Genomic DNA, 23,377 nt, shown 5'->3' with positions numbered 1-23,377 from the left:
ATTTTCCTTGAACGATACAACCAATACCCTTAAACAAATTATCGGAAAAACCGTTAAAGCGATACGACTCAAACAAGGCCTGAGCCAAGAGGACCTTGCTCACGAATGCAACGTGGACCGCTCCTATATTTCCATGATCGAAGTTGGCCGAAACGAGCCGTCTGTTACCAAAATATTTGAGCTTTGCAGAGGTTTAAAAGTCGCCTCCGATTTTATTAAAATGGTTGAAATAGAATATAACCAAGGCCGGGAGCAGGATTAAAAGAACACAATCCAACTGAGGATAGAGATGGCCCGCAACCACGACCGCTAACAAGTGGAAAAATGCTGCTTATTTCTTCAACATCTGACGCTAACAGGAAATTAAGTGGAAAACCAGCATCTGCTGCCACCGGTTTTGGCACTTCTAGTGAGAATTTGAACATTTAGGTGTTATTTTTCCAACTATTTCTGGAGTATATGCCATTCGTTCGTTAGCAAGTGTACAAAATCCATCTATTCTCCTTATGCATTCTGATTGCCTACACTCCACCCTCATCCAATGAAAAAGATCAGAACCTAATCTTTCAGGTTCTGATCTTTTCCATCTTTCCGTCATATAGTGCCGATCCGGGAGTCAGCCCTTCATCCTTGCTTCGAATTCGACATCATCCAGGCCAGGAATTCTCCAAACGAATCGGACACCTTCTCAACCTCTTCGAATTCAGGCTCACATCCATGAACAATAGCCCCGCTATCCGTTGCAATGGCATAGAAGGAATAACCATCCTCCACAGACATTACGATCGGCAAGTGATGATCCCACCAGGCCGTGATCTCTGACTGCCAAGCTGAATCACCCGCTGCGGCCTCCAAACTAAGCAGTTCGAATTCATTCCACCGGAACTCAGTTTCCGCGCTATGATTGAACTCAGCCTCACCAATAAACCAGGTTTGCTCATCCGGTGCAACGCACGTCTCAACCACCTTTAGAAATTCTAGATACCCATCAGGTAGTCCTGTATATCGGGAAGTAATGCCGTTATCTAAATGTAGCTGAGAACCGGACTTCCTCCTTATCTCCCAGCCCTTCTCCTCCGCCCAAGTCATAAATTCCACAACATGAGCTTTCCCTTTTCCATTATTCATGTCCAAATGTTACACCTGCCCATCTGCTTAAGAAATGGAAACTCCTAGACTAATATACCATTTCCGCAGGTTTGCTTACATACAACAGGTCATTCCGTTACCTTGATCTGCCACGTTGCCTCCCTGTCCTCCCACTGCTTACCGTTAGCCACATGATATTCTCTTTCCGTGGTACCGTCTGTTTTGGTATAGCTGATGGCAAAGACCTGGCCTTTTTCGATCAGCATCGGATATTGATCATACGTAAGAACACTACCTGTCAGCGGCAGCTTGCTTACATCTTCATAAGCCTCCTCCACCCGCCAAAATTCCCGGAAGGCGTAATCCTTGAATCCGTTCAAATCCTGCTTGCCAAAATACGATGCCGCATACTTCTTGCCCTGTAATGTGATGTGATCCACCCGGGCAGGTTCAATGTCTTTCTCCATCCAGCTTATGTCCTCCGAATGCAGGTTGCGGCCATAGTACTTATGTAATTGATTCGCCATACAAGGAACAGATTTAGTGAAAAGATCCATTTCATTGACTCCGGTGTGCGCTGAGCCGTAAATCCCCATAATGCTCTCGTTACCCAATTTCTCAAATTCACGGATGAAATTCTCCGCCATCTTATTCTCCCGGTATACCCTATCATAACTACTGTAATATCTCTCGCCCTGCTGAATCGCTTCGTTCGTTAAGATGTACATCTTCGACCCGTTCAGATGATGGTCTGCCAGATAAGACAAGAAGCGCTCGCCGGTAGTATCCCCTTGATGCCCAACATCTGTTCCGTGGAAAATAGTATCCGGACATCCGCTTTTTATTTTCTGAAAAAAGGTCTTCGTATAGGGAACGTGACTCTGAGTCCCTTCCCAATCCTGATAAAGCTCCTCCAGAATGTCGTCATTGTCTGATTGCATCCACAGGTTCAAGTATTCGGCAGCATAATAGGACTGCTCCACGAATAGGTGTCTCATTCCCTTGTTGTGGTAATAATCAGACCAAGCTTCGTACTCCTTGTCCATAATCTTGGCCACCCCATGGGATTCGCCATACAGATAAATCTGGCCGGTCGCTTTGGTCGTTAGCGGGGTGGCCGCAGGGGTTGCCTGGGCCAATTGGGCAGGAGGTGCCGATGGACTGGCTGGTTGTGCAGATGGACTTGCTATTTCATTCTCAGAAGAGTTGCCGCTGCAAGCTGTCAGGCTGCTGATCAGAAGGATAGCGATTAGGGCAAGCAGCAGAGGGCGAGCAAATCTTATTCGCGCCTGAGCCGCTACGCCGCTGTATGTATTGGAACTTTTTACATCCATAAGAAATATCGCCCTTTCATCATTAACTCCTACAAGTTAATCACAAATTATGGATGTCCTCAGTGCTGTATGTCATGCGTAGAGTGCATTACTCTTCTTCTGTATGAAATCAGTAAAGCACCCACCCTATGAGAGCAGCAGGCGCTTTGCCGTAATTATGACTTCCGTACAGGCCGGACATACTTGAAGTAACGCTCCGGGTTGAAATAAAAGTAGATGATCCGCCCGGGGGTGGAATCGAAGCAGTAACCGGTGCCCGTGTAATCAAAAGCGGCCATCGCCTGCTCCATCCGTTCCTCGACACTGCGGTTTTCCTGCTCGTAATCGAATGGCCCGTGCTCAAACACAATATACTCGGCCTCGGGAACATCTGCCATCAGCATCTGCGCAGGGACTTCGCCTTCATAATCATAGGGGAGACGTACCCCATAACACTCTGTACGCGGAAATCCCCAATCGCAGAGTCTGCCGTCCGGGTCATTCATATAGGCCATAATCTGGCCGTTGCCGCTGTTCGTATCGCTTCCGCCGTCATCATCCAGCTTCCCCTTGATACTATCCAGCAAGCCGCTGATGGTCTCGCAGTCCTGCCCTGGAATCAGGCTCTGCTTCTGCCAGAAATCCCAGTACCCGTTGCTCTCGTAGTTCTTAATGTGCAGGAATTTGTGCGCGGGAATGGTTACGAAATAAATCTTAACCTCTTCTGTAGATTTAATCATGCCAACCTCTCCTAGTCCGAAAAAGTAGCGGTCAAACGGGTTGATTTTGGTCCGAAGGACTACAGGATACGGGTGTCTCCGGTACTCGCTTGGGGCAACACCGTAGGTCACCTTGAACGCGCGCGTAAAGGCTTCATGGGAGGAGAATCCATAGTCGAGCGCAATATCCAGTATGCTTTTTCCGCTATCCCGCACCTCCTTCAGTGCAAAAGCCAGCTTCCGGTGGCGAAGGTAATCCCTAAGCTGCATCCCGGATATCTCTTTGAATTTCCTCGTCGTATGAAACTCCGAATAGCCCAGCTTGTCAGCGAGAGATTGCAGCGTTATGGCCTCACTGTTATGCTGCTTGATGCTGTGGTCCATATCATCGACAATGGTCTGAATCTGCCTGTGCCACTCGTACACCGTCCGCTCCCCCTCGTTCCAACCGCTCTATGTTCATTCTAGAATACTGGAAAAGGCATTTCTTGATTCTACTTGCGGCATGGGATCAGCTTCATCTCTGTAAGATGGTCCAGATTGATCTCGATCCTCAGCTCATCATGCTCATTCAGCGCGATTAATGTCCGGTCTTCAATACTTAATTGCTTGATAGGATTAGTGGCATCCGAGAAAAATGCCCACACCAAACCACCGCCCGCATCGGTGCAGGCAATGAAGCCCTCGTTCCCCATCTGCCCGTCCCCGCCATAGATTGTACCGCCCTCATAATCCAGACTCGTCCAGGCATCCACAATGGTCCAAGGATCATCATTATACTTCACAATGCTCTCAATCGTTGTATCACACAGGGGGTGGCAGCTCATTGTATGCTCATGGGTATTTGGGTCGTAGCAGGTCTCGATATTCAGAATCGTAATGCTGCCATCTGCATAAGCCATACAATTGATCCCGGGCAGCTCATGCTCCTCCGTCCAATGCTTCAGGATTAAGTTACTCATGGCTCTCTCCTTCAGCTTCGTTGGTTTTTGTCTAATATACCTTTTCTGTTAACCGCTCCGTTATCCCTTCAAAAGGGTAAAGACCATCCTATACGGCTGGGCTGGAGGTTCAAGAATGCGGAACCCAGCGGACTGGGCTTGTTAAATCTCTCTCACCGGCCGCTTGAATAGAGCATTGTTGCACATTTTGCAGGATTTCTCTATAAAGGTTACTGGATGTGGGTACAATGTTGCATTATTTGCACAAATTCCAATGCAGAGAGCAAGTTAGGGCTGACTTTGTTGCACTTCTTGCAACATTTCGGCATATACCGCTCCTATTGGACTACATTGTTGCACATTTTGCAGGATTTCTCCAAAAATATTATTCCTCAGGGAAGTTTTGGAAATGTTGCCCAAAGCTAATTCTCCATAGTCTCCAGCATACGCTGCAGCCGCACACTTGTATCTGTTGAAGCTGTGTAGATCATCACCTTCAGGTCCGGGTTGCCTGGAGGCTGCAGGGTCGCATGCTCGAACTCCATCTCGCCGATACGGGGATCATGTCTCCGTTTGTGGTGGTCTGCTACAGCCTGAACCTCATGAAGCGGCCAGATCTCGCGAAAGAGCTGGCTATTCTGCATGAACTCTTCTATGAGCTCCTTATACCTCGCATCCTCAGGGAAGCGTGCGTAATCCGCCCGGAACTGGGCAATCAAGACTTTAACCCCGGTTCCCCAACTCTCTACGCTCGCCCCCACCCCTGTTAAAAGATACCGGATCCAGTTAATTCTCTCCAGCTCCGTATCCACAGACGAAGGTAACCGGAACACAAGCTCAGCCGCCTTGTTCCACATCAACACATCCCAATATCTCCCCAGCACAAAAGCCGGGTGCGGACCAAGCACCTGTATCATCCGTTCTATGCCCGCAGGAATGTGCTGATCCGCTTCCCTATCCTGCTGTACCGGTCTGGCCAGTAGATGCAGATGCTGGCGTTCATCCTCTGTTAGTCGCAGCGCTTTGGCTATGTTATTAAGGACATCCTCCGACGGATTGATGCTGCGGCCTTGTTCCAGAGAGGTGTACCACGAGGTTCCGATATAGGCAAGCTGAGCCACTTCTTCCCTCCGCAGCCCCGGAATCCGCCGCCGCCCGTAGGATACCAGCCCCACATCTACTGGGGTAAGGCGCTCCCGGCGCGTACGCAGAAATTCACCCAATGACGTTCTGGATAATCCGTTCTCCATGGAATCTTCCCCCTTATCCTGACACTCCCAATCATACGATAAAGGCAGGAAGGATGCTATTCGCGCGTCCCATTATACTCCTCCTATGACTTAAAACAACTAAGGAGGATCTGAAGATGAAGATTTTTGTAACCGGAGCAACGGGTAAGGTAGGAAGCCGACTGGTTCTGCGCCTGCTCCAGCGCGGCCATCAGGTTACGCTGCTGGTCAGGGATGCTGCCAGGGTGGAGGAGCTTCGTCAGCAAGGGGCTGAATGTGTCGATGGTGATCTTCTACAGCCGGAAAGTTACCTTGAAGCGCTGCGGGGCAATGACGTTGTGGTGCACTTGGCCGCCCAGTTCCGGGGTGTAGATGAGCAGACCACCCGGACAGCCAATATTGACGGCGCTGTGGCCTTGGCCCGTGCAGCGCTGGATGCGGCTGTACCCAGGTTCGTATTCGCAAGCACTAACCACGTCTACGGACCGGGGGAGTATTCGCGGCCCAGCCGGGAGGAGGATGAGCTCCGGCCTGCTTTTGCCTATCCCCAGAGCAAAGCGGAGGCTGAAGCAGCACTGCTGGCTCTCCACCGTGAACAGGGCTTAGGGCTGCGCATTATACGGCTTCCCTTCGTCTATGGTGAGCGCGACCCCCATATTACGGAGGCTCTGCCCTATTTCAGCCAATGGAATCCGTCTAGACGCATCCATATGGCCCATCATGCAGACGTCAGCCAAGCTCTGATGCTCGCCGCCTTCACACCGGGAATCGATGGACGAATCTATAATGTAGCTGACGATGCGCCAATCTCCGTAGCCGAGATGCTTCAGCTTCATCAGGCCAAGTCCTCGCCGGAAGCCACGCACCAAGAATATGATCCCTGGGATATGATTGTCGATACCTCACGGATTAGAGACGAACTGAATTACCGGCCGATCTATCCGTCGTTCTATACGGCAAGAGATGCCGGAGCGTTATGAGGGGAATCGCTTAAGATTCCGTCAGGGTCTGCCAACAAACCGTTTCACTGCATCCTCCGTCACCGGCTGAAAGAGGTTCACCAGGTTGCCGTCGGGATCACGGAACAGCATCGACCGGTTCCCCCACGGCATTGTGGTTGGCTCCTGCACCCACTCCCCGACAAGCGGCTTAAGACGCACATATTCAGCATCGACATCATCGACGCGGAACTCCATAATGACTGTGCGGTTACTGGCCGCTACTACAGAATCAGCACCAAATAGCTGTGCAGTACTGGAGTGGCCGATGGCCAGGGTACATGCGGGCATTACGAATTCGGCAAATACAGGAGCAGGCCGTTCCGCCGTCACCCCTGTCACTTGCTCATAGAAATCAACCAGACGATCGATGTCGTCAGTAATGATACGTATCGAAGCGAAATTCATAAGATTCATCCTCTCTTGAATGTTTACATGTCCAATGATACAAAAACGCTACTGACAACGTTATGTCAGTAGCGTTTGTATATCCTGCCTTCTATCCTTAGCCTATTCTCAAGGCAATGTTCCCCAGCTGCTCCGCACGCTCCATCCGCTGAAGGGCAAGCGGGGCCTCCGCTAAGGAATACACGCTATCCATGATAGGGTGAATCTGATGCTGCTCCATGAACTGAAGCATAGCGGTGAACTCTTCATGGCTGCCCATAGACGTTCCAAGCACCTGAAGCTGCGGGAAGAATATCGCTCTGGCCGGAATGGTGAGATCATCGCCTGAGCTTGCGCCGAACATGACGATTTTACCATTAGGCTTGATGACCTCGAAGTATTGCCCGAATGTGGCTGGACCTACGCTATCCAGGATCAGGTCCACAGGGTGGTCCCCGATTTCCTTCCGCCAACGGGTGTTGCTATCTATAACCTGTGTAACAGGTAATTGAAGAGCCTCAGCACGCTTCGCTTCACTTCTGGACGTAACCGTGACCTGCGCCCCAGCCGCTGCCGCCATTAGAGCAGCAAACGTAGCCACCCCGCCGCCAATGCCAGGAATCAGCACATGCTCGCCCCGCTTCAGGTTCCCTCTGGTAAATAACGCCCGGTACGCTGTGAGTGCCGCTAAGGGTAACACACCTGCTTCCTCCCAGGACAGATACGCTGGCTTTGGCATAACATTCTGCGCAGGCACAATCACATATTCCGCAAAAGTCCCGTCTGCAGGGTACCCTAATATGTCAGGAACCACAGGCACCTCATCCGCCCGATCCCAGCCGAGACATGGATTAATGATGACTTCCATCCCCCGAACCAAGCCGGTTACCCCTTCACCCGTCTCTTCAATAACGCCCGCCCCGTCTGAACCCAGCACGCAAGGATCAATCGGGTCAGAATCACCTTCTATAGCAGAAGCAGCAGCGATAATGAACAAATCCCGGTGATTGAGTCCGGCGGTCTTTAACCTTACCTTGACCTGCCCCTGTTCAGGACGCTTGTCCGGATGCTCCATATACTGCAGACCCTGCGGTCCAAGTGTGATTGCCTTCATCTTCATATCCTCCTATTACGCTGTAGTGGCTTCATACAAAGTGTAGGCTGTTACAGCGGTTAGGTAAAATGATTAGAAGAGAAGGTGAGTATCATTCATAATGATAGCTGTAATATCCGAAAGGATAGCTGGCGCCCTCTCGAAGCAAGGTCTCGGAGTTCCGCCCATTTTGATCAAAAAGGGCTGGTCCGCCGATCCAGCCAGCCCGGGGTCCGTCCGTTATGGCCGGTTCCGCATAATACAGCATACTGTCTGTTCTCCGGGTCAACAGATTCATTAAGATTGCCCTAATTCCACCCAGCGTGGTCAAGGGACGGGGCTTAGCCTCCCTGCAAGAGCCGGAAACGACCGGCAGCAATGATGACCGCCAGCAGTATAAAGATGATGTTGATCCATACATTAGATTCGCCCCGAAGTAGATGGAAGACCAAACCGGAACCCGCGGCGGCAGCCAGACCAATAGCGGCGATCGGAGTGAGCTGCGGTAGTATTCGGAGTGCCATCGGTAAAATCAACCCTAAAACACCCAGCAATTCAGCGATGCCGATTCCCATAACCAACCCCTGCGGAACATCATTCACCCAGCTCCAGGCCGCCCGGGCCGAGTCCAGCTGAAAGGCCTTGAGCCAGCCTGAATACAAGAACCCCGCGCCTAGAACAATTTGTAAAACCCATAGCACAATATTCATATACAGTGTCACTCCCTCTCATATGTGCACGCAAGCACCATCCGCGCCCCATCCACCCGGGAAGGCAGTTCTTCTTGCGCTACAGAAACCTTAGCTGCATAATAATATGAAGGGTTTCATATGAAAAGTAGACACTTTAACTAAACCTAGTTACCTAAAAGATACCTTACGTGAATCAAGGGGGCAGCGGCATGACCTACTGTAAATTCGAGTCCGCATTAGAAATCTTCGTGGGGAAATGGAAGCCTGTCATTCTGCTGCGCTTGTTCTCTAACGGCACCATGAGATTCAGCGAATTGCAGCGGGCCATTCCTGAGATCACCAAAAAAATGCTCACACAACAATTGCGTGAGCTGGAATACCACAATATTGTCCACCGTGAGATTTACCACCAGATCCCGCCGAAGGTGGAGTATTCCATCACGGAATACGGGCGAAGCTTGTCAGGCATTATGCAGGCCATGAACGATTGGGGAGTCACGCATATCGAGCATCTGAACCAGTTATACGGCGCAGAACGTGTCAATGAACCGGAAACGGACCAGCACCACTAACATTCCGAAATCTCCATATGATCGCGGGATCTCGGATAGATGCTCAATGAAACCTCATGCCCCTTGAATGATACCACCAGAGGATGCGGATGACCTCATCTCCGATCTGGATCTCCTCCAGCTCTTCACTTTCCGCCATCTGCTTCCCCCGCAGGAGAGCGTGGGGTGGCCAGCAGGCCGGCGTAAGCCGGCTCTCATCCATCATTCTGGGTATCGGGGAATCAGGGGCAGCCTCCAGATGATGGGCGATGAGCTCGCATAGATAGGCAAAAATCCGCTCCAGCGTCTCTCCGCCTAAGTCGCCCGGCATAGCCATCATCCATTCTGTACCCCGCGCTTGTCCACTGGACAGGTGATTCGCGGATAACCCGGCTGTCGCAAATCTCGCGACCCCCTTCTCCTCCGCCGCCGGAAAAAAATAAATCTCGATCCGGACTGTCCCGGGCTTCATTAAAGTGATCCAGTTCTCCGGCATCTGCCACACCCTGGTATACGCATCTAAGATGACAGTCCTGCGGATATCGAGGGAAAGCTCATTTGCTTTGCTGCAATCATTGGATATGGCGAACACCCTCCCCGTTGACTTGGTATTATACGATGGACTCCAGTCCTGCTACAGTTAATCTCCCGTCCTGCATCCGGTACACCTTATCGCAATATTCAAGCATGCGCTCGTCATGTGTGACCATAATCGCTGCTTTGCGGCGTGTTCTCACCTCATGGGCAATCAGGGAGACCACTTCATGGGCACGCTTGGTATCAAGACTTGCTGTCGGTTCATCTGCCAGAATGATGCCGGGATTATTGATGAGCGCACGGGCAATTGCTGTCCGCTGCTTCTCACCGCCTGACAATTCTTCCGGGAAGCTGTTCAGCTTCGAGCCCAGGCCCAGCTCTTCCAGCAGTTTAACGGCGAAGGCTTTGTCTTCTTTGTTCACCTTCCCTGACATCTTTTTTACGATGAGCAATTGGTCCAGCACACTTAGATAAGGAACCAGATTTGATGATTGCATAATGAATCCGACTTCTTTCAGCCTTAGATCCGCAAGTTCCTGTGCCGTAAGCTTAGCAATAGCATGTCCATTCAGCTTAGCCTCCCCCTCCGAAGCTTTCAGCAGTGCTCCGGCAATAGACAAGAATGTGCTTTTCCCTGAACCCGACGGTCCGACTACAGCTACGAACTCACCCGGCTCCACGGATATAGACACATGATCAAGTGCTGCGATCCGGTTGCTTCCTTCAGCATAATACTTCGTGACTTCACTCATGTGTAATCCCTTAGTCATTGTCATTATTCAGCCCTCCCGAGCGCCTTGAGCGGATCAATCTTAGTAATCTTCCGAACCGATACCAGCGAACTTAACATAGCGATAACCAGCAGGATCACAGAATATGTCACGACAAGAGTAGTCTCCAGCTTAAACGGCATACCCTTCGGCATAATGGCTGCTGTTCCATAAGTCAGTAAGACTCCGACTACAATGCTGGTCAGCGATAGCACCAATACTTGCGATACAATGGCTTTGCTTAAGAATCTGTTACTGGCACCTATGGCTTTCATAATGCCGAACTGGTTCGTTTTCTGCATCGTCATTACGTAAAAGAATACCCCAAGCACGAAGGCGGCGATTGCAAGCAGAAAAGCCAGCATCATTAGAATCGTCCCGTTCTCTTCTTTGTACCCTGGCATTCCCTGTACTGCTGCCGACCGGGTAACTGTGTCTATACTCGCGAGCTTGCTGTTCACGACGCCCGGATCGATATCCTTGCCTTGCAGCATAATCGCATTAACGGGCCCGGCAACGCCTTTATCCGAACCAGGAGCTGCGAAGGCAATCTTCCGCCATTCGCCCATTGGAGTGAATACAGAGGCAACGTGGTTGTAGGTCTGATTCTCCACAAATCCTATAATCGTCAATGATTCCGTCGTGCCGTCTAATTGAAAAGTGTCCCCAACGCCATAGCCCTCATCCTTCATGGTCGAATTTACTATCACACCCTTAGGATTCTCAGCAGATAGGCCTTGCCCTTCCACGACAGACGGTTCCAGGAAGCTTCCCGGGTTAATTCCTATAATCGCGATATCCAGCTTGTCTTCATTCTTGGTGCTGTTTGCCTTCATCGCTGTTGCCATGCTAGTTCCCATAGGTGCAGCGCCATTCACGTTGGGCAGCAGCTCGACTTCCGCCAATAATTGATCAGACAGCAGCGACTTGCTCATTGAAGACTGTGACCCTTCTTCGAAAATGACATAGTCCGCCTTCATTGTCTTAAAGGTTGACGCAGCCAGCGTAGACAGACCATTCCCTAAGCCTGATAAGATAAATACCAGCCAGGCCAGGAGCACGAAAATGATGATGATCATTAAAAATCTCATTTTACTGTGCATCAATTCTTTTATTGCTAAAAACATTCCTTTTCCCACTCCTTCATATTTTTTTGACACAAGTGTCGAATTTAAGCCGCCATTGCATCTGACCCTTTAATTAAACAATATATATGACACATGTGTCAAATTGGACTCAAGACTACAGCTACTTCTTGGCCCCTCCGATCCACATTTGAAACAACAGCTTACCCCATGCAGGAGTAGGGATATTCAGCATATTAGGCGTATCAATCAGGTTAAAGAACACACCAATAAGTACAGGAAGTGGGATATCCTGCCGCAGGTCTTGATTCTGCTGGGCGCGTTCAAATAAGCGGGATAATTGAATTTTAAGCGTCTGATGTCCTGCCTCAATATATTCGAGATCTCTCGCCGCTGCAGCAGAATTAGCTGTGTTAATTTTACTCGCATTTCCCAAAAGCTGATGTAACGCAGACTCCTCCACGTAAATGAGCAGCAGCTGTTCAAGGGCATCCATCGGGTCAGCCTCATCAATGGCTAAAGCCTTGTCTACAACCGCCGCCATTACGCGCTTCATACAAGCCGCCACAATCTCTTCCTTATTCGCATAATACTGATAGATAGTGCTTCTGGCTCCTGACAGATGCTGTGAAAGCAGCTTAAGATGAAATCCGTCATATCCATGCTCAAGCACCAATTGTTTGGTTGTGTCCAGCAGCTCTGTCTCTGTAAAAGACTGTTTTCTTCCCATTGCATCTCTTCCGTCCTGTCTTTGGTGATAGATATCATTAGTTTAGCATGGTTAGTGAGCATTTCCCAATGGCCGCCGCGGATCAATAATGGAAGGCTCGATCTCTTCGATGTAGGAATCAAAGGCCTCCACGCCTTCATTTAAAATTAATGCAGCCTCCTGCGGCGTGACTGGTAGCGCCCATAGGATCTCAGCCCTCTCGCTCCCGACCTGAATCTCCTCCAGCTCTTCACTTTCCCCCCTCAGCTCATCCAGCAGAAAAGCAGTGGTTGTCCAGTTAGCCGGAGCAAGCGGGCTCTCCTCCATCACTCTAGGTATCCGTGAATCACCTGCGCTCTCTATATGATGGGCGATAAGATCACAGAGATAGGTAAATATCCGGTCCACAGACTCCCCGCCTAAGTCAGAGGTCAGAGCCATCACCCACTCCGTACCCACAGCTTGTCCACTCGGGCGGTGAGTCACCGATAACCCGACTGTTGCGAACCTCGCCACCTCATTCTCAGCATCAGCCGGAAAATAATAAACCTCAACATGGACGGCTGTTTCGGGTTTGCTCAAGACGATCCGGTATTCCGGCATCTTCCACTCCCGGATATAAGCCCCTAAGATCACTGTTCTGCGGATATCGAGGGAGAGCTCCCTCTCTTTGCTTGATTCCATATAGATAGCAATCACCTTCCCTCTTTTTGATTAAGATATAGCCACTAAAGTAAGGATCTGTTTCACAAAGTTATCAGTGACTACCCTGTCCGGACGGGACTTCAGGAACACCGTGAGTCCTATTAACGAAATGACCAGTGTCTGCGCCAGATTCTTGGCGTTAATCCCGGGATCAAGCTCCCCTGACTGCATGCCCCGTTCAATCGTTTCCTGGAAGATGACCGAGAGGTACATCTGATGTTCCCTGGTCAGGATCTCGAACTTCTCATCATGGGGAGCCAGTTCCACCATTGAATTGATGCAGAAGCATCCCGTGCTCGGGCTTTTCTCATACTCTTTCGCCACCACATCTTCAAAAAAGCTACGGAATGCCTCTTTCACCGAAGAATGCTTGTGCAGAATGCTGCGGACATAGGCCGCATGGGAACTCGTATATTTTCGCAAGGCAGCTTCAAATAATCCTTTTTTATCTCCAAAGGCAGAGTATAGGCTTGGACGCTGAATGCCCATTCTTGCGGTTAAGTCGCTTAAGGAGGCCGCTTCGAACCCTTTTTCCCAAAACACATGCATCGCTGCCTCTAGCGCCTTATCCTGATCAAATTCACGCGGCCGGGCCATAGCACTCCCTCATTTCATAACGAATGGTATATTACGATTGTATTTCGCGGAGTCGCCCCTGTCAATTAGAGCGTTTTATATCTGATTCTTTCCGTTTCTCCCTTGACAAATAATTTTTGTTAACGGTATATTTATCAGGAATTATTTAGTACCAATCAGTATGTTATTATATCTCTAAGTCGAAGGAGGCGTTATCTCTGGTGAACTTTGTAAAAGAACCGCAAGCTATTACTGCACCCTCCGGGCCAACGCCTGCATCTTCAATGTCCCGCAGGGTAGCACTTCTGTTCGCCATCACCTGCGGACTTGCCGTCGCCAACATCTATTACGCGCAGCCCTTGCTGGACGCGATCTCCAGCGAATTCGGGATTACGCATTCATCCGTCGGCATCGTGATTACAGTGACTCAGATTTGTTATGCCCTTGGACTACTCTTGCTGGTGCCGCTCGGCGATCTGCTGAGCCGGCGCTGGCTGATTGCCGGACAGATGCTGCTATCCGTGCTGGCTTTGATTGTAGTGGGTACTGCCCCCACCAGCATGGTGTTATTCATAGGCATTGCTACGGTCGGGCTGCTTGCGGTAGTGACACAGACGCTTGTTGCGTTCGCAGCCACCCTGGCTGCCCCGGCTGAACGCGGACGAACGGTAGGTGTGGTGACCAGCGGAATTGTCATTGGGATTCTGCTGGCGCGGACATTCGCCGGCGTGCTAACCGATCTGGCCGGTTGGCGTTCAGTCTACCTTGTCTCGGCGGGACTCACGTTAATCATGGCAGGTGTATTGTTCAGGGTGCTGCCGCAATCTGAGCCCCGGAGAGAATCCTTATCCTACCCGCAGCTTCTCCGTTCGCTATTCACGCTATTCGCAGAGGAAAGGCTCCTGCGCATCCGCGCCGTGCTATGCCTGCTGATTTTCACCGCATTCAGTATATTGTGGACTTCCCTGGTGCTTCCTCTCAGCGCTCCGCCGCTGTCTCTGTCCCATACGGCGATTGGAGCGTTTGGCCTCGCCGGAGTTACTGGAGCCTTAGCAGCGGCGCGGGCAGGCCGTCTGGCCGATCGGGGTTTAGGGCAAAAGACCACCGGCGTGGCGCTGACTCTGCTGCTCCTCTCATGGCTGCCAATCAGTTATACTCCTCATTCGCTGCTCGCGTTAGTCATCGGGATTATCCTTCTTGACCTGGCCGTACAAGCCGTACACGTCACCAATCAGAGCATGATCCTTAATCTGCGCCCGGAAGCCCGCAGCAGGCTTACTGCCGGTTACATGGTCTTCTATTCCATTGGCAGCGCCACCGGATCAATCGCCTCCACCAGTATCTACGCCTATGCGGGCTGGAATGGAGTGTGCCTGCTCGGTGCAACGGTCAGTGCTGTGGCTCTGATATTCTGGGCGTTGACCCGCCGTGTTAAATAATTGATACACCGGTGTTAAGTCCACTAGGCCGCTGCCCAAACACCTAACCGCCCAAGCCTGTAATTGTATATATGGCTGGTATGAAATATCATACAATTAGGCACATGGATGATTAGAAGGAGAGATTTGGGATGCAGCATAATAACTCCGTAGTAGATGAGCAAGAATGAGCGAATTCCTGAAATTAATGAAGGATGCAAGATTCAGAAGAACCATGCAGATGATTTTCAAGTTCGCCTGGGATTATTGGTGGCTGGGCAGGATGAAATTCTTGATGTCAAGGCGGCGCTTTGCAGCGAAGCAACAAGCCTTATACCGCAAGCAGGCAGCGTATTTCACGACAACCGCTATGGATATGGGCGGGCTGATTATCAAGCTTGGGCAGCATGTGAGTGCGCAGGTAGATATGCTGCCGAAGGAAGTTATTGAAGAATTGTCCAAGCTGCAGGATTCTGTAGAATTCGTAGATTTCTCCGAGATCCAGCAGAAGATAGAGCGTGAACTCGGGGTATCTATCAGCAAGATGTATGCTGAGTTCGATCAGGTTCCTATTGCAGCCGCCTCCTTCGGACAGGTCCACCGGGCAACCTTACGGACAGGCGAACAAGTCGCCGTGAAGGTGATGCGTCCCGGGGTCGAAGATATTATCGCGATTGACTGGAAGTCCATCCAGGTCGCCATTTCGTTATTGAAACGCCAGAAGATCATTACAGACTTCATGGATCTCGATGCGGTATATGAAGAGTTTCATGACACCATTATGGAAGAACTCGACTATCAGCAAGAAGGGCGTAATGCAGAAGATTTCAAGCAGCAGTTAGCCCACCGGAAGGATGTCGTGATTCCAGACATTCATTGGTCCTGTACCACTTCGCAGGTGCTGACCATGGAGTTTATGGCGGGTGTCAAAATCAATGATTCCGCCACGCTTGAGGCCTGGGGCGTGGACCGGACCAGACTTGCGACGTCGCTGATCGAAATGTTCGTGGAACAGATTCTATTGAATGGCTTGTTTCACGCCGACCCCCACCCGGGGAATGTGCTCGTGCAGCCTGACGGCACCATCGCCTTGATTGATTTTGGAATGGTCGGGCGGATTCCGAAGGATATGAAGACCCAGATGGTCGCCCTTCTGCTGGCCGTATATCTGAAAGACGCCCACGGTGCCATCGATGCCCTGAACAAGTTGAGATTTTTAAGACGGAATGTAGATCTGGAGGTCTTCTCCAGGAATCTTACGTTATTATTCGAACAAATCAACGGGGATACGTTTGATCTGAGTTTTGTGACCTCAGGCGACAATGTGGAGGAATTACGCAATTTCCTCTACTCCCAGCCTTTTCAGTTACCCGCCAATACCACCTTCCTGGGCAAAGCTATAGGCACCGTGTACGGCCTCTGTACCGGACTGGACCCTGAGCTTGATCTGGTCGGGACGGTTAAGCCCTATGTGGAACAGGTAGTGCGCCGCGATCTGCGGGGAAGTGTCATCTCCAAAGTTATCGAGGATGGCAAGGGTATGCTCAAAGACATCCTTCCGACGACCAAGAAGTTCATGTCGGCCATCGATAAAATGGACAGCGGCGGCTTACGGGTCAAGCTCGCAAGCTCGCTTGAGCAAAAATTAATCGAGACGCAGAACAAAAATACACAGCGGTTGATTGCCACCATCATCGGTGCAGTATTACTTCTGGCCGGGGTCAACCTGTGGAATGAAGTGAATCCCATCGTCTCTTATGTATTCGGCATCCTGGGCCTGCTCGTTATGCTCAGCCAGCTCCGAACGAGACAAGGCCGCCGTGACGAAAGAGCTGCAAGGCAAATTAACGCTATGCGTGAACGTAGCCGCTTGGAGAAGCCTCGCCATACATCGCGCAGATGAAAAAACGGCATTGCCGTCCTTTAAGAGGACGGCAATGCCGTTTCCACTTGTCTGATCCGGGATTCGTCCGCTACAAGCTTCGCTTCGGTAAATGCAGAATCACGTTGAATTGATCGCCGTGAATCTCGACCTTGATCTCCCCGCCATGCAGCTCAACGATGCTTTTTACAATGGCCAGTCCTAGTCCGGAGCCCTCTGTCTGGCGGGATACATCTGCTCTTTTGAAGCGTTCGAACAGCTCCTCCGCAGCAAAATCAATCTCATAAGCAGAGGTGTTCTGAATCTTGAATACGACCAGATCAACCGTTTCGTCCAAATAAATATAGATTCGGGTTCCTGGAAGCGAATATTTCTGCGCGTTGCCGATTAAATTTTCGAATACACGCCACATTTTATTGCCGTCCAAATACGCATGGATCGGGAATTTTGCGATTCTCTCCCGGATCACGAGCGACGCTTGTCCCAGATTGGTGTTGGACTCGGCAATTGACTGCATCAACAAGGTTGCAACATCGACATACTCTATATCCAGCTCTACTGTGCCGCTGGTCATCCTGGAAATTTCGAACAGGTCTTCAATCAACAGCTTCAGCCGGAGTGCCTTGCGGTCGAGGGTTTCAATATAGGATCGGGCGGTCTCTGTAAGATGCTCTTCTTTTTTTAATAAATCGACAAAATTGATAATGGACGTAAGCGGGGTTTTCAGATCATGTGATACGTTGGTAATCAGCTCTGTTTTTAACCGTTCGCTCTTCACTTGACTCTCCAGCGCGCTTTGGTACCCGGCCTTCATATTGTTAATATAGCCGGCAAGTCTGGATAGAGCATCCTTGCCGGTATCCTGAATCGCATTCTGAATATTCCCTTCGGCGATCTCCTTGCTGCCGTTGATGATGGCGGCGAATCGTCCAAGCTTGACAAGGATATATGGGACTACGATCAGCACATACAGCAGTTCATACAGTAAGGACCAGCTCAGTAGGTCATTGCTGGAATATGTGGCTGCTAACCAGGCACAAATACCGGCTATCGCCGTAAGCAGAAACATCAGGAGGAGGACAAGCGTTATTCTCCAATTGTGCAGACTGCTTCTGATAGCGGTTCTCCATATATGAAAGTAATCCATCAGCACACTGCCGTGCCATAAGGAGCGTTCCTTCAGAGGCTCATTGAAATAAAGAAACAATCGGCCTGACAGTATGCCAAGGATTATAGCGGCAAGCAGCTTCTGACTGAAGCTTACAATTGAAAAATCCAGATTCCGCCCAACCCTGTAGTCCATTATCCCAACAATCCATAAGATAACAGCGGCAATGAAGACCAAAAGGTCAATCAGGACACGCCGGTCTGCTTTACTTTTTCTCGATTTTGTATCCAATTCCCCATACCACCTTTAAATATTTTGGGTCTTTGGGATTGATTTCAATTTTCTCGCGAATGTTTCTAACATGTACGGCAACCGTATTCTCTGAAGCAAAGACTGGTTCATTCCACACGAGCTCATAAATCTCTTCGATCGAGAATACTCTCCCCTTGTTCTCCATCAGCAGCTCCAAAATTTTGTATTCCTTCGCGGTCAGTCTGACGTCCTCTCCATCAACCTCAACCGTCTTCGAACTTTTGTTCAGCTCAAGCCCTCTTACTTGAAGGATCTCTTCCCTGTTCGGCTGGAAGGAACCCAGATTCGTGAACCGGCGCAGTTGAGACCGGACTCTGGCCACCAGCTCAAGCGGATTGAACGGCTTCGTGATATAATCATCAGCTCCAACGTTGAGACCCACAATCTTATCGGCATCTTCCGACTTCGCGGAAAGCATAATGATCGGTATGTTTTTTTTCTCACGAATTTTAAATGTCGTCTTGATTCCATCAAGCTGCGGCATCATGATATCCATCAGAATGAGATGAATGGTTTCCTGTTCCAGGATTTCCAGGGCCTCCAGTCCGTTGGACGCCGTAAATACATCCACATCATCGCTTTTCAGGTATATCACGAGCGCTTCCCGAATCTCCGGTTCATCATCTACAACCAGAATATTATTTTTAGCCAATATTTCTCACCTTCATCCTGATATTAATCATATTTGCCCATCCGGAAGGGTTGTATCCCGCCAGACCCCATTTTCCCGGAGACAGTGCCGGCAAGCATTGGCTCTTCCGGTGATTTTTCCCGATCACTGTAAAATCCATGCACCCCGAAGGTAGTCAGCAACTGCTTAACCCGGCTGCTGTTGACGGTGTGAACATAGCTTTTGACCCCGAGCTTATTTAGGGCCGGAACCAGATTGGGGTTAATAAACACGCGGTATAGTGGCATGGCGACCGCTGTAAGCTGTTTGTCCCTTGCAAACTCAACAATACTTTCGGCGGATGCGCCAGTTTTGTAAAGTGAATACATTTTGTTAGGAAAAGGGTAGATCTCCATTACTGTGTCATACATTTCCGGGCTGAAAATTTCAGGTATCATCCGGTCAAGCAGTGCAGGATCAGCAGTACGCGCCTCATTGACCAGATTCGTAAACTGCTGCTCAATCTGCTCGTTGCTGCCTGCCTTCATATCCAGAATTAAGTCAAAATCACGATATTGCTGCATCAGCTGCAGGATATCCGTTAATGTAAGAGGCTGGAATCTGCCCATAATCAGCGAGTTGGCAAACTGATGCTTGGTTACCGTTCGTCCGCCATGAGCAGCCAAATCAGGCTGCAGCCTGTCCGACCAATCATGTCTGGCTACAAGCTCCCCATCCGCCGTCTGCACAAGATCAACCTCGAACAAACGGTAGCCTCTATTGTAATTGCTTATGAATGCTTCATAAGAATTGGTGTAGCTGGCGCCTTCGACTTCACCCAGTGCATGCGCAATAAGCCTATGGTCCTCCCACCCGCTGGTGCCCGCTGCTATAGAGGCGTCCTGTTTCTGACCTGGCCATACCAGCCCCCAGTTACACCAGATCAGCCCAGCCGAAATGACGATTACTAAGCTTAACATAAACGTTCTCTTCATTCGTCTCACTCCTTTGTTATCCCGTTGAAAGTCATACTACAGGACCCCAATGAAGAAGAACTGGTGAAAAAACGAATGAATGTATGAAGTTTGTCTCTACTTTCCCCAATAAGAAATTGTGGTTATCATGCCTTCTGGTTTATTCAATCACTGGATGGCTGGCTCTACTCACCGCCATCCTCCCCCCCTGCCTCCTTGCGCCACTCCCGCGGGGTCATGCCCGTTAGCTTGCTGAAGATTTTACTGAAATAACGGCTGTCCGGGTATCCAACCCTTTCGGCGATGGAAGCGATCTTGTACTGTTGGTTCGTAAGCAGGATTTTGGCGTTCTCAATGCGGACCCGTTCCAGATAATCGGACTGATTCTCGTGGAACACCTGTTTGAAGCGGCGGGAGACATATTCACGGCTCAGGAAGAACTGGCTTGCGATTTCCTGGAGCGACAGATCGTGCATATAATTAAGGTCAATGTACTGCTTGATGGAATGAATGACGTTGTATTCCCGGATCCGCGAATCTTTCAGCACCTCGGCGATTTCCAGACAAGCATTCGTCCACTCCCTCTGCCATTCCTCCAACGACAGCCGACCGTCGGTGCCGACCGGAAACAGCCACTGAGAGGAGTTCCGGGCGGATTCGCCTGCGGTCCGGTCCGTATCCTGCAGCAAATGGCTGCGGAGCATTTCAAATTCATACCGCCAGTACTTCAACTGTTCCCAGGTCACGGCATGAAGTTGTCCAATCGCCTGTATCCAATTGGCCACGGCCCCCTTAATCTGCCGCTCCTCCCCTTTGTGAATAGCGGCCGAAATCGAGCTGCTGTAATCGGCCAAGACGATTCTTTTGTCGGAAGTGGCGGCAGGGATGTCGTCATAACTGTGAATCCAGGTGCCCGGTCCCACAAAGGAAACGGAAAGAGCGGTCTGCAGCATCTGTTGAAATCCGGTGTGAATGTCCTGCGGGAAGGAGACCCTGCCGCTGCAGGCAAAATGAAAACGCGCTCCAAGCACACGGTAGAGCGCCTCATTGATGGCTGTCAGCTTTCTGCTGTTGCCCCCAAAGTCACCGGTCAGCAGCAGCAGGATGCCATAATTGGGATCGGCATGCTTGAAGGCATATCCATTCCTGGAAGGACCGATAACCTCATTGCAGATGTTAAGCATTAAGAAATACAGCAGGTCAATATTCCTTCCGAATTTCTCCAGTACAATACGCGGCAGCGGATCAGAGATCAGCATCACGAGCTGGCATTCCCGGACGGCGGACCACTCGAAGGAGGCCTGAAGCTCATCAGCAACTATAGAGTAGCCATCCGGCTGTGAGACAACGCCTGACAGCATTTTGTCCCAATACATAGGCAGGGTTTTGTTGATCTCGACATCCCTGCGGATATTCAGCCGCCGCGCTTCATCATCTTTCCGCCACGTATCCACCGCATTGCGGAGTGCTTCCAGCAGTTCATTGCGGTTAATCGGCTTAAGCAGGTAGTCAAGTCCGCCGTGCCTCATCGTCTTGCGGATATAGGTGTAGTCATCATAGCCGCTGATCACAATCCTCTTCGATTCAGGCGCATGCTCCCCGATCCATTGCAGAAGCGTCAGGCCGTCCACATTGGGCATTTTCATATCCGTAAAAATAATCTCCGGCTGCTCACTCCGGATCAGCTCCATAGCCGCTGCCCCGTCGCAAGCTTCCAGCACATCGGTGATCTGATAATCTTCCCACTGGACCAGAAGCCGGATTGAATCTCTTACATCGGTCTCATCATCCACGATCAGTACTTTCATAGAGCCTGCCGTCCTTTCGTTGCGGGATTCTGATCACTACATAAAAGCCCGAAGGCTGGACCTGTCCTATCGATACCCCGGCCTCGTCATTAAAGAATAAGGAGAGTCTTGAGATCACATTGATCAGACCGATACTGCCCCCTACCGTTCCTCCGGAGGCTTCTTGCATCATGCGCTGCTTCAGCCGCTCCAGGTTCTCCGGCGAAATGCCCTGCCCGTTATCCCGGATTGAAAGAGTCAGCCCATCTTCGCCACTTTCCAGCTTAATGTCTATTTCGGCATTTTGCATCGATTCAAATCCATGCTTGAAGCAGTTTTCTACAAGAGGCTGCAGGATCATTTTGGGTACAAGCAGTTCCAGAGCGGAAGGTTCGGCAATGTCAATGGTGTAGTGCAGATGTTCCTTGAACCGCTGCTTCTGCAGCTCCAGATAGGCCTCCACATGAGCTATCTCTTTGGCGAGAGGGACAACGGACTCCTCGGTATTCATAGTGTAGTGCATCATTAGCCCGAGCGAGGAGGTCAGCTCGTATATCTTGGGCACCTTGTTGTGCAAGGCCACAGATCCGATGGACTGCAAGGTATTAAAGATAAAATGCGGATTGATCTGAGCCTGAAGCGCCTTCAGCTGGTTATCCTTGTTGGCAAGCTCCAGCCGGAGTTCCCGCATAATCAGATTGTCGATCGTATCGACCATATTCTTGATCGCACTGCCAAGCACACCGACCTCATCGCTGCGTTCCGAATCCCCATCAAACTGCAGCTTTCCCAATTTGATCCGCCGGATCGACTCAGTCAATTTCTTGATCGGGGTGGTTAGCTTAAGCGACACGTACAGCGTTGCCGCAACCGAAATGACCAGGAAGGTTATCAGGACAAGCACATTCATCCGAAGCACGCGTGAGGCGTTGTTGTATAGATAACTGTCCGGAATCTGCTTGGCTACAATCCAGGTCCGCCCGAACAGTTCAAATCTCTCGAAGACGACAATCCCCTGGAAGCCGCCGTTCTCTTGCCAGTAAAAGTGGCCGGAGCCATAGCTATAGCGGGCATGCTCCAGCCAGGCATAAGACGGCTTTTGCCCAATCTGACTTTCTTCGGAGGCATAGATGACGGTACCGGTATCATCCAGCAGATAGATGTTTTCTTCTCCCTTGTCATAGAGCATGTTCATGATATTACGAAAGCCGTCAAGCTTGAAGTCGATGGATACTATGCCGACCCTCTCTTTAAGCGGCGCCCGGTAGACCGGGCGATGAATGGTAAACACAGTGTTGGACGGGCTGTAGGGGAATTCCTCCATGCCGTAATTATGCGATGGGTGGGGCGGCTCCATATAGGGGTCATTTTTGTCCACCGGTTGAAGGAAGTGGCCGTCAAGACCGGCGTTGCCCGCCGTCCGCTTCAGATAGCCGTTGATCAGCAGCCAGGATTGATGGGTCAGGTCAGAGTAGAGATAGACCTGCTGAATATCCTTGGCCGACTGTTCAATGGCATGAAGACCGGAGTAAATATTAATCTCGACCAAAAAATCGCTGTAGCCCCGGTTCAGGATGTTATAGAGGCTATTTGGCATTTGAATATTGTTATATACGTACAGGGAAATGCTGTTCATCCCGCTGAGCAGATTGCTCAAGCTTGTAGTCCCTTGCCGGACCGTGTTTGAGTTTTCCCGGATAGCGTCTTCTTTCAACGAGTGCCTGGTATAGAAGTAGGAAATCAGGATAGATGCGGTGATCGGCAGGAGGATGGCGACCATCAGAAACATGCTCAACTTATAGCGGATGCTGCGGCGGAATTTCATGGCGGTCCCCCTCGCTCTACGAATTGGTTAACAGTCTAGCACCGCCTTGCAGGAAGGTCAATAGAAA

24 protein-coding genes are annotated in these 23,377 nt (G+C 50.3%); 5 read left to right on the top strand and 19 right to left on the bottom strand.

Going from position 1 to position 23,377, the window contains the following annotated elements:
- Window positions 1-7 precede the first annotated feature (7 nt).
- The gene (locus NST04_RS04340; RefSeq protein ID WP_341183290.1) at window positions 8-262 is read left to right on the top strand and encodes a helix-turn-helix domain-containing protein; all 255 of its coding nucleotides are present in this window, start codon (window positions 8-10) and stop codon (window positions 260-262) included.
- Between the two features lie 362 nt (window positions 263-624).
- Here the strand turns inward: NST04_RS04340 and NST04_RS04335 are convergent, their stop codons facing one another.
- From NST04_RS04335 to NST04_RS04315, 5 genes are all read right to left on the bottom strand, one after another.
- Window positions 625-1,089, bottom strand: coding sequence for an SMI1/KNR4 family protein (locus NST04_RS04335; protein WP_341185173.1), 465 nt, complete (start codon window positions 1,087-1,089; stop codon window positions 625-627).
- A 128-nt stretch (window positions 1,090-1,217) separates the two neighbouring features.
- Complete coding sequence (locus NST04_RS04330; protein ID WP_341183289.1) at window positions 1,218-2,423, bottom strand: hypothetical protein; 1,206 nt, start codon at window positions 2,421-2,423, stop codon at window positions 1,218-1,220.
- Between the two features lie 155 nt (window positions 2,424-2,578).
- On the bottom strand, window positions 2,579-3,547 hold the full coding sequence (locus tag NST04_RS04325) for a helix-turn-helix transcriptional regulator (protein WP_341183288.1): 969 nt from the start codon (window positions 3,545-3,547) through the stop codon (window positions 2,579-2,581).
- A 68-nt stretch (window positions 3,548-3,615) separates the two neighbouring features.
- On the bottom strand, window positions 3,616-4,083 hold the full coding sequence (locus tag NST04_RS04320; RefSeq protein WP_341183287.1) for a hypothetical protein: 468 nt from the start codon (window positions 4,081-4,083) through the stop codon (window positions 3,616-3,618).
- A gap of 401 nt (window positions 4,084-4,484) precedes the next feature.
- The gene (locus NST04_RS04315) at window positions 4,485-5,312 is read right to left on the bottom strand and encodes a helix-turn-helix transcriptional regulator (RefSeq protein ID WP_341183286.1); all 828 of its coding nucleotides are present in this window, start codon (window positions 5,310-5,312) and stop codon (window positions 4,485-4,487) included.
- 116 nt (window positions 5,313-5,428) lie between these two features.
- Between NST04_RS04315 and NST04_RS04310 the strand changes: the two genes are divergently transcribed.
- Complete coding sequence (locus tag NST04_RS04310; RefSeq protein WP_341183285.1) at window positions 5,429-6,271, top strand: NAD-dependent epimerase/dehydratase family protein; 843 nt, start codon at window positions 5,429-5,431, stop codon at window positions 6,269-6,271.
- A gap of 21 nt (window positions 6,272-6,292) precedes the next feature.
- On the opposite strand, the gene NST04_RS04305 is transcribed toward NST04_RS04310, so the two are convergent.
- The 3 genes from NST04_RS04305 to NST04_RS04295 all read right to left on the bottom strand — a co-directional run bounded on the left by NST04_RS04305 (window position 6,293) and on the right by NST04_RS04295 (window position 8,479).
- A complete protein-coding gene (locus NST04_RS04305; RefSeq protein ID WP_341183284.1) occupies window positions 6,293-6,697 on the bottom strand; it encodes a VOC family protein in 405 nt (134 codons plus the stop codon).
- A 97-nt stretch (window positions 6,698-6,794) separates the two neighbouring features.
- The gene (locus tag NST04_RS04300; protein WP_341183283.1) at window positions 6,795-7,790 is read right to left on the bottom strand and encodes a zinc-binding dehydrogenase; all 996 of its coding nucleotides are present in this window, start codon (window positions 7,788-7,790) and stop codon (window positions 6,795-6,797) included.
- Window positions 7,791-8,110: 320 nt separating this feature from the next.
- The gene (locus NST04_RS04295; protein ID WP_341183282.1) at window positions 8,111-8,479 is read right to left on the bottom strand and encodes a DoxX family protein; all 369 of its coding nucleotides are present in this window, start codon (window positions 8,477-8,479) and stop codon (window positions 8,111-8,113) included.
- A 191-nt stretch (window positions 8,480-8,670) separates the two neighbouring features.
- Between NST04_RS04295 and NST04_RS04290 the strand changes: the two genes are divergently transcribed.
- Window positions 8,671-9,033, top strand: a complete 363-nt coding sequence (locus NST04_RS04290) for a winged helix-turn-helix transcriptional regulator (RefSeq protein WP_341183281.1) — start codon at window positions 8,671-8,673, stop codon at window positions 9,031-9,033.
- A gap of 43 nt (window positions 9,034-9,076) precedes the next feature.
- On the opposite strand, the gene NST04_RS04285 is transcribed toward NST04_RS04290, so the two are convergent.
- The 6 genes from NST04_RS04285 to NST04_RS04260 all read right to left on the bottom strand — a co-directional run bounded on the left by NST04_RS04285 (window position 9,077) and on the right by NST04_RS04260 (window position 13,415).
- Window positions 9,077-9,484, bottom strand: a complete 408-nt coding sequence (locus NST04_RS04285) for a hypothetical protein (RefSeq protein ID WP_341183280.1) — start codon at window positions 9,482-9,484, stop codon at window positions 9,077-9,079.
- Window positions 9,485-9,623: 139 nt separating this feature from the next.
- A complete protein-coding gene (locus NST04_RS04280; RefSeq protein ID WP_341185172.1) occupies window positions 9,624-10,319 on the bottom strand; it encodes an ABC transporter ATP-binding protein in 696 nt (231 codons plus the stop codon).
- Window positions 10,320-10,324: 5 nt separating this feature from the next.
- A complete protein-coding gene (locus NST04_RS04275) occupies window positions 10,325-11,446 on the bottom strand; it encodes an ABC transporter permease (protein ID WP_341183279.1) in 1,122 nt (373 codons plus the stop codon).
- Between the two features lie 121 nt (window positions 11,447-11,567).
- Window positions 11,568-12,134, bottom strand: coding sequence for a TetR/AcrR family transcriptional regulator (locus tag NST04_RS04270; RefSeq protein WP_341183278.1), 567 nt, complete (start codon window positions 12,132-12,134; stop codon window positions 11,568-11,570).
- 51 nt (window positions 12,135-12,185) lie between these two features.
- The gene (locus NST04_RS04265) at window positions 12,186-12,797 is read right to left on the bottom strand and encodes a suppressor of fused domain protein (RefSeq protein WP_341183277.1); all 612 of its coding nucleotides are present in this window, start codon (window positions 12,795-12,797) and stop codon (window positions 12,186-12,188) included.
- Between the two features lie 30 nt (window positions 12,798-12,827).
- Window positions 12,828-13,415 (bottom strand): TetR/AcrR family transcriptional regulator, encoded by a 588-nt coding sequence (locus tag NST04_RS04260; protein WP_341183276.1) that lies wholly within the window; start codon window positions 13,413-13,415, stop codon window positions 12,828-12,830.
- A 263-nt stretch (window positions 13,416-13,678) separates the two neighbouring features.
- Here NST04_RS04260 and NST04_RS04255 point away from each other — a divergent pair, with 263 nt between their 5' ends.
- Both NST04_RS04255 and NST04_RS04250 read left to right on the top strand, forming a co-directional pair.
- Window positions 13,679-14,833 carry an MFS transporter gene (locus tag NST04_RS04255; protein ID WP_341185171.1) on the top strand — a complete coding sequence of 385 codons (1,155 nt, stop codon included), beginning with the start codon at window positions 13,679-13,681 and terminating at the stop codon, window positions 14,831-14,833.
- 220 nt (window positions 14,834-15,053) lie between these two features.
- Entirely contained in the window at window positions 15,054-16,715 is a 1,662-nt protein-coding gene (locus tag NST04_RS04250; RefSeq protein ID WP_341183275.1) for an ABC1 kinase family protein, read from the top strand.
- Window positions 16,716-16,785: 70 nt separating this feature from the next.
- On the opposite strand, the gene NST04_RS04245 is transcribed toward NST04_RS04250, so the two are convergent.
- The 5 genes from NST04_RS04245 to NST04_RS04225 form a co-directional block, all read right to left on the bottom strand.
- Complete coding sequence (locus NST04_RS04245) at window positions 16,786-18,093, bottom strand: sensor histidine kinase (protein WP_341183274.1); 1,308 nt, start codon at window positions 18,091-18,093, stop codon at window positions 16,786-16,788.
- Window positions 18,068-18,766, bottom strand: coding sequence for a response regulator transcription factor (locus NST04_RS04240; RefSeq protein ID WP_341183273.1), 699 nt, complete (start codon window positions 18,764-18,766; stop codon window positions 18,068-18,070). The genes NST04_RS04245 and NST04_RS04240 overlap by 26 nt, the downstream gene beginning before the upstream one ends.
- A gap of 23 nt (window positions 18,767-18,789) precedes the next feature.
- Window positions 18,790-19,719 carry a phosphatidylinositol-specific phospholipase C/glycerophosphodiester phosphodiesterase family protein gene (locus NST04_RS04235; protein ID WP_341183272.1) on the bottom strand — a complete coding sequence of 310 codons (930 nt, stop codon included), beginning with the start codon at window positions 19,717-19,719 and terminating at the stop codon, window positions 18,790-18,792.
- Between the two features lie 164 nt (window positions 19,720-19,883).
- Window positions 19,884-21,506: a response regulator transcription factor gene (locus tag NST04_RS04230; RefSeq protein ID WP_341183271.1), complete on the bottom strand. Its 1,623-nt coding sequence runs from the start codon at window positions 21,504-21,506 to the stop codon at window positions 19,884-19,886.
- Complete coding sequence (locus NST04_RS04225) at window positions 21,484-23,310, bottom strand: cache domain-containing sensor histidine kinase (protein WP_341183270.1); 1,827 nt, start codon at window positions 23,308-23,310, stop codon at window positions 21,484-21,486. The genes NST04_RS04230 and NST04_RS04225 overlap by 23 nt, the downstream gene beginning before the upstream one ends.
- Window positions 23,311-23,377: the final 67 nt, after the last annotated feature.

It is taken from the genome of Paenibacillus sp. FSL H7-0756, assembly GCF_038006765.1.
In the GTDB taxonomy this organism is placed as follows: Bacteria; Bacillota; Bacilli; order Paenibacillales; family Paenibacillaceae; genus Paenibacillus_AQ.
This window is presented reverse-complemented; position numbering and strand designations above follow the sequence as displayed.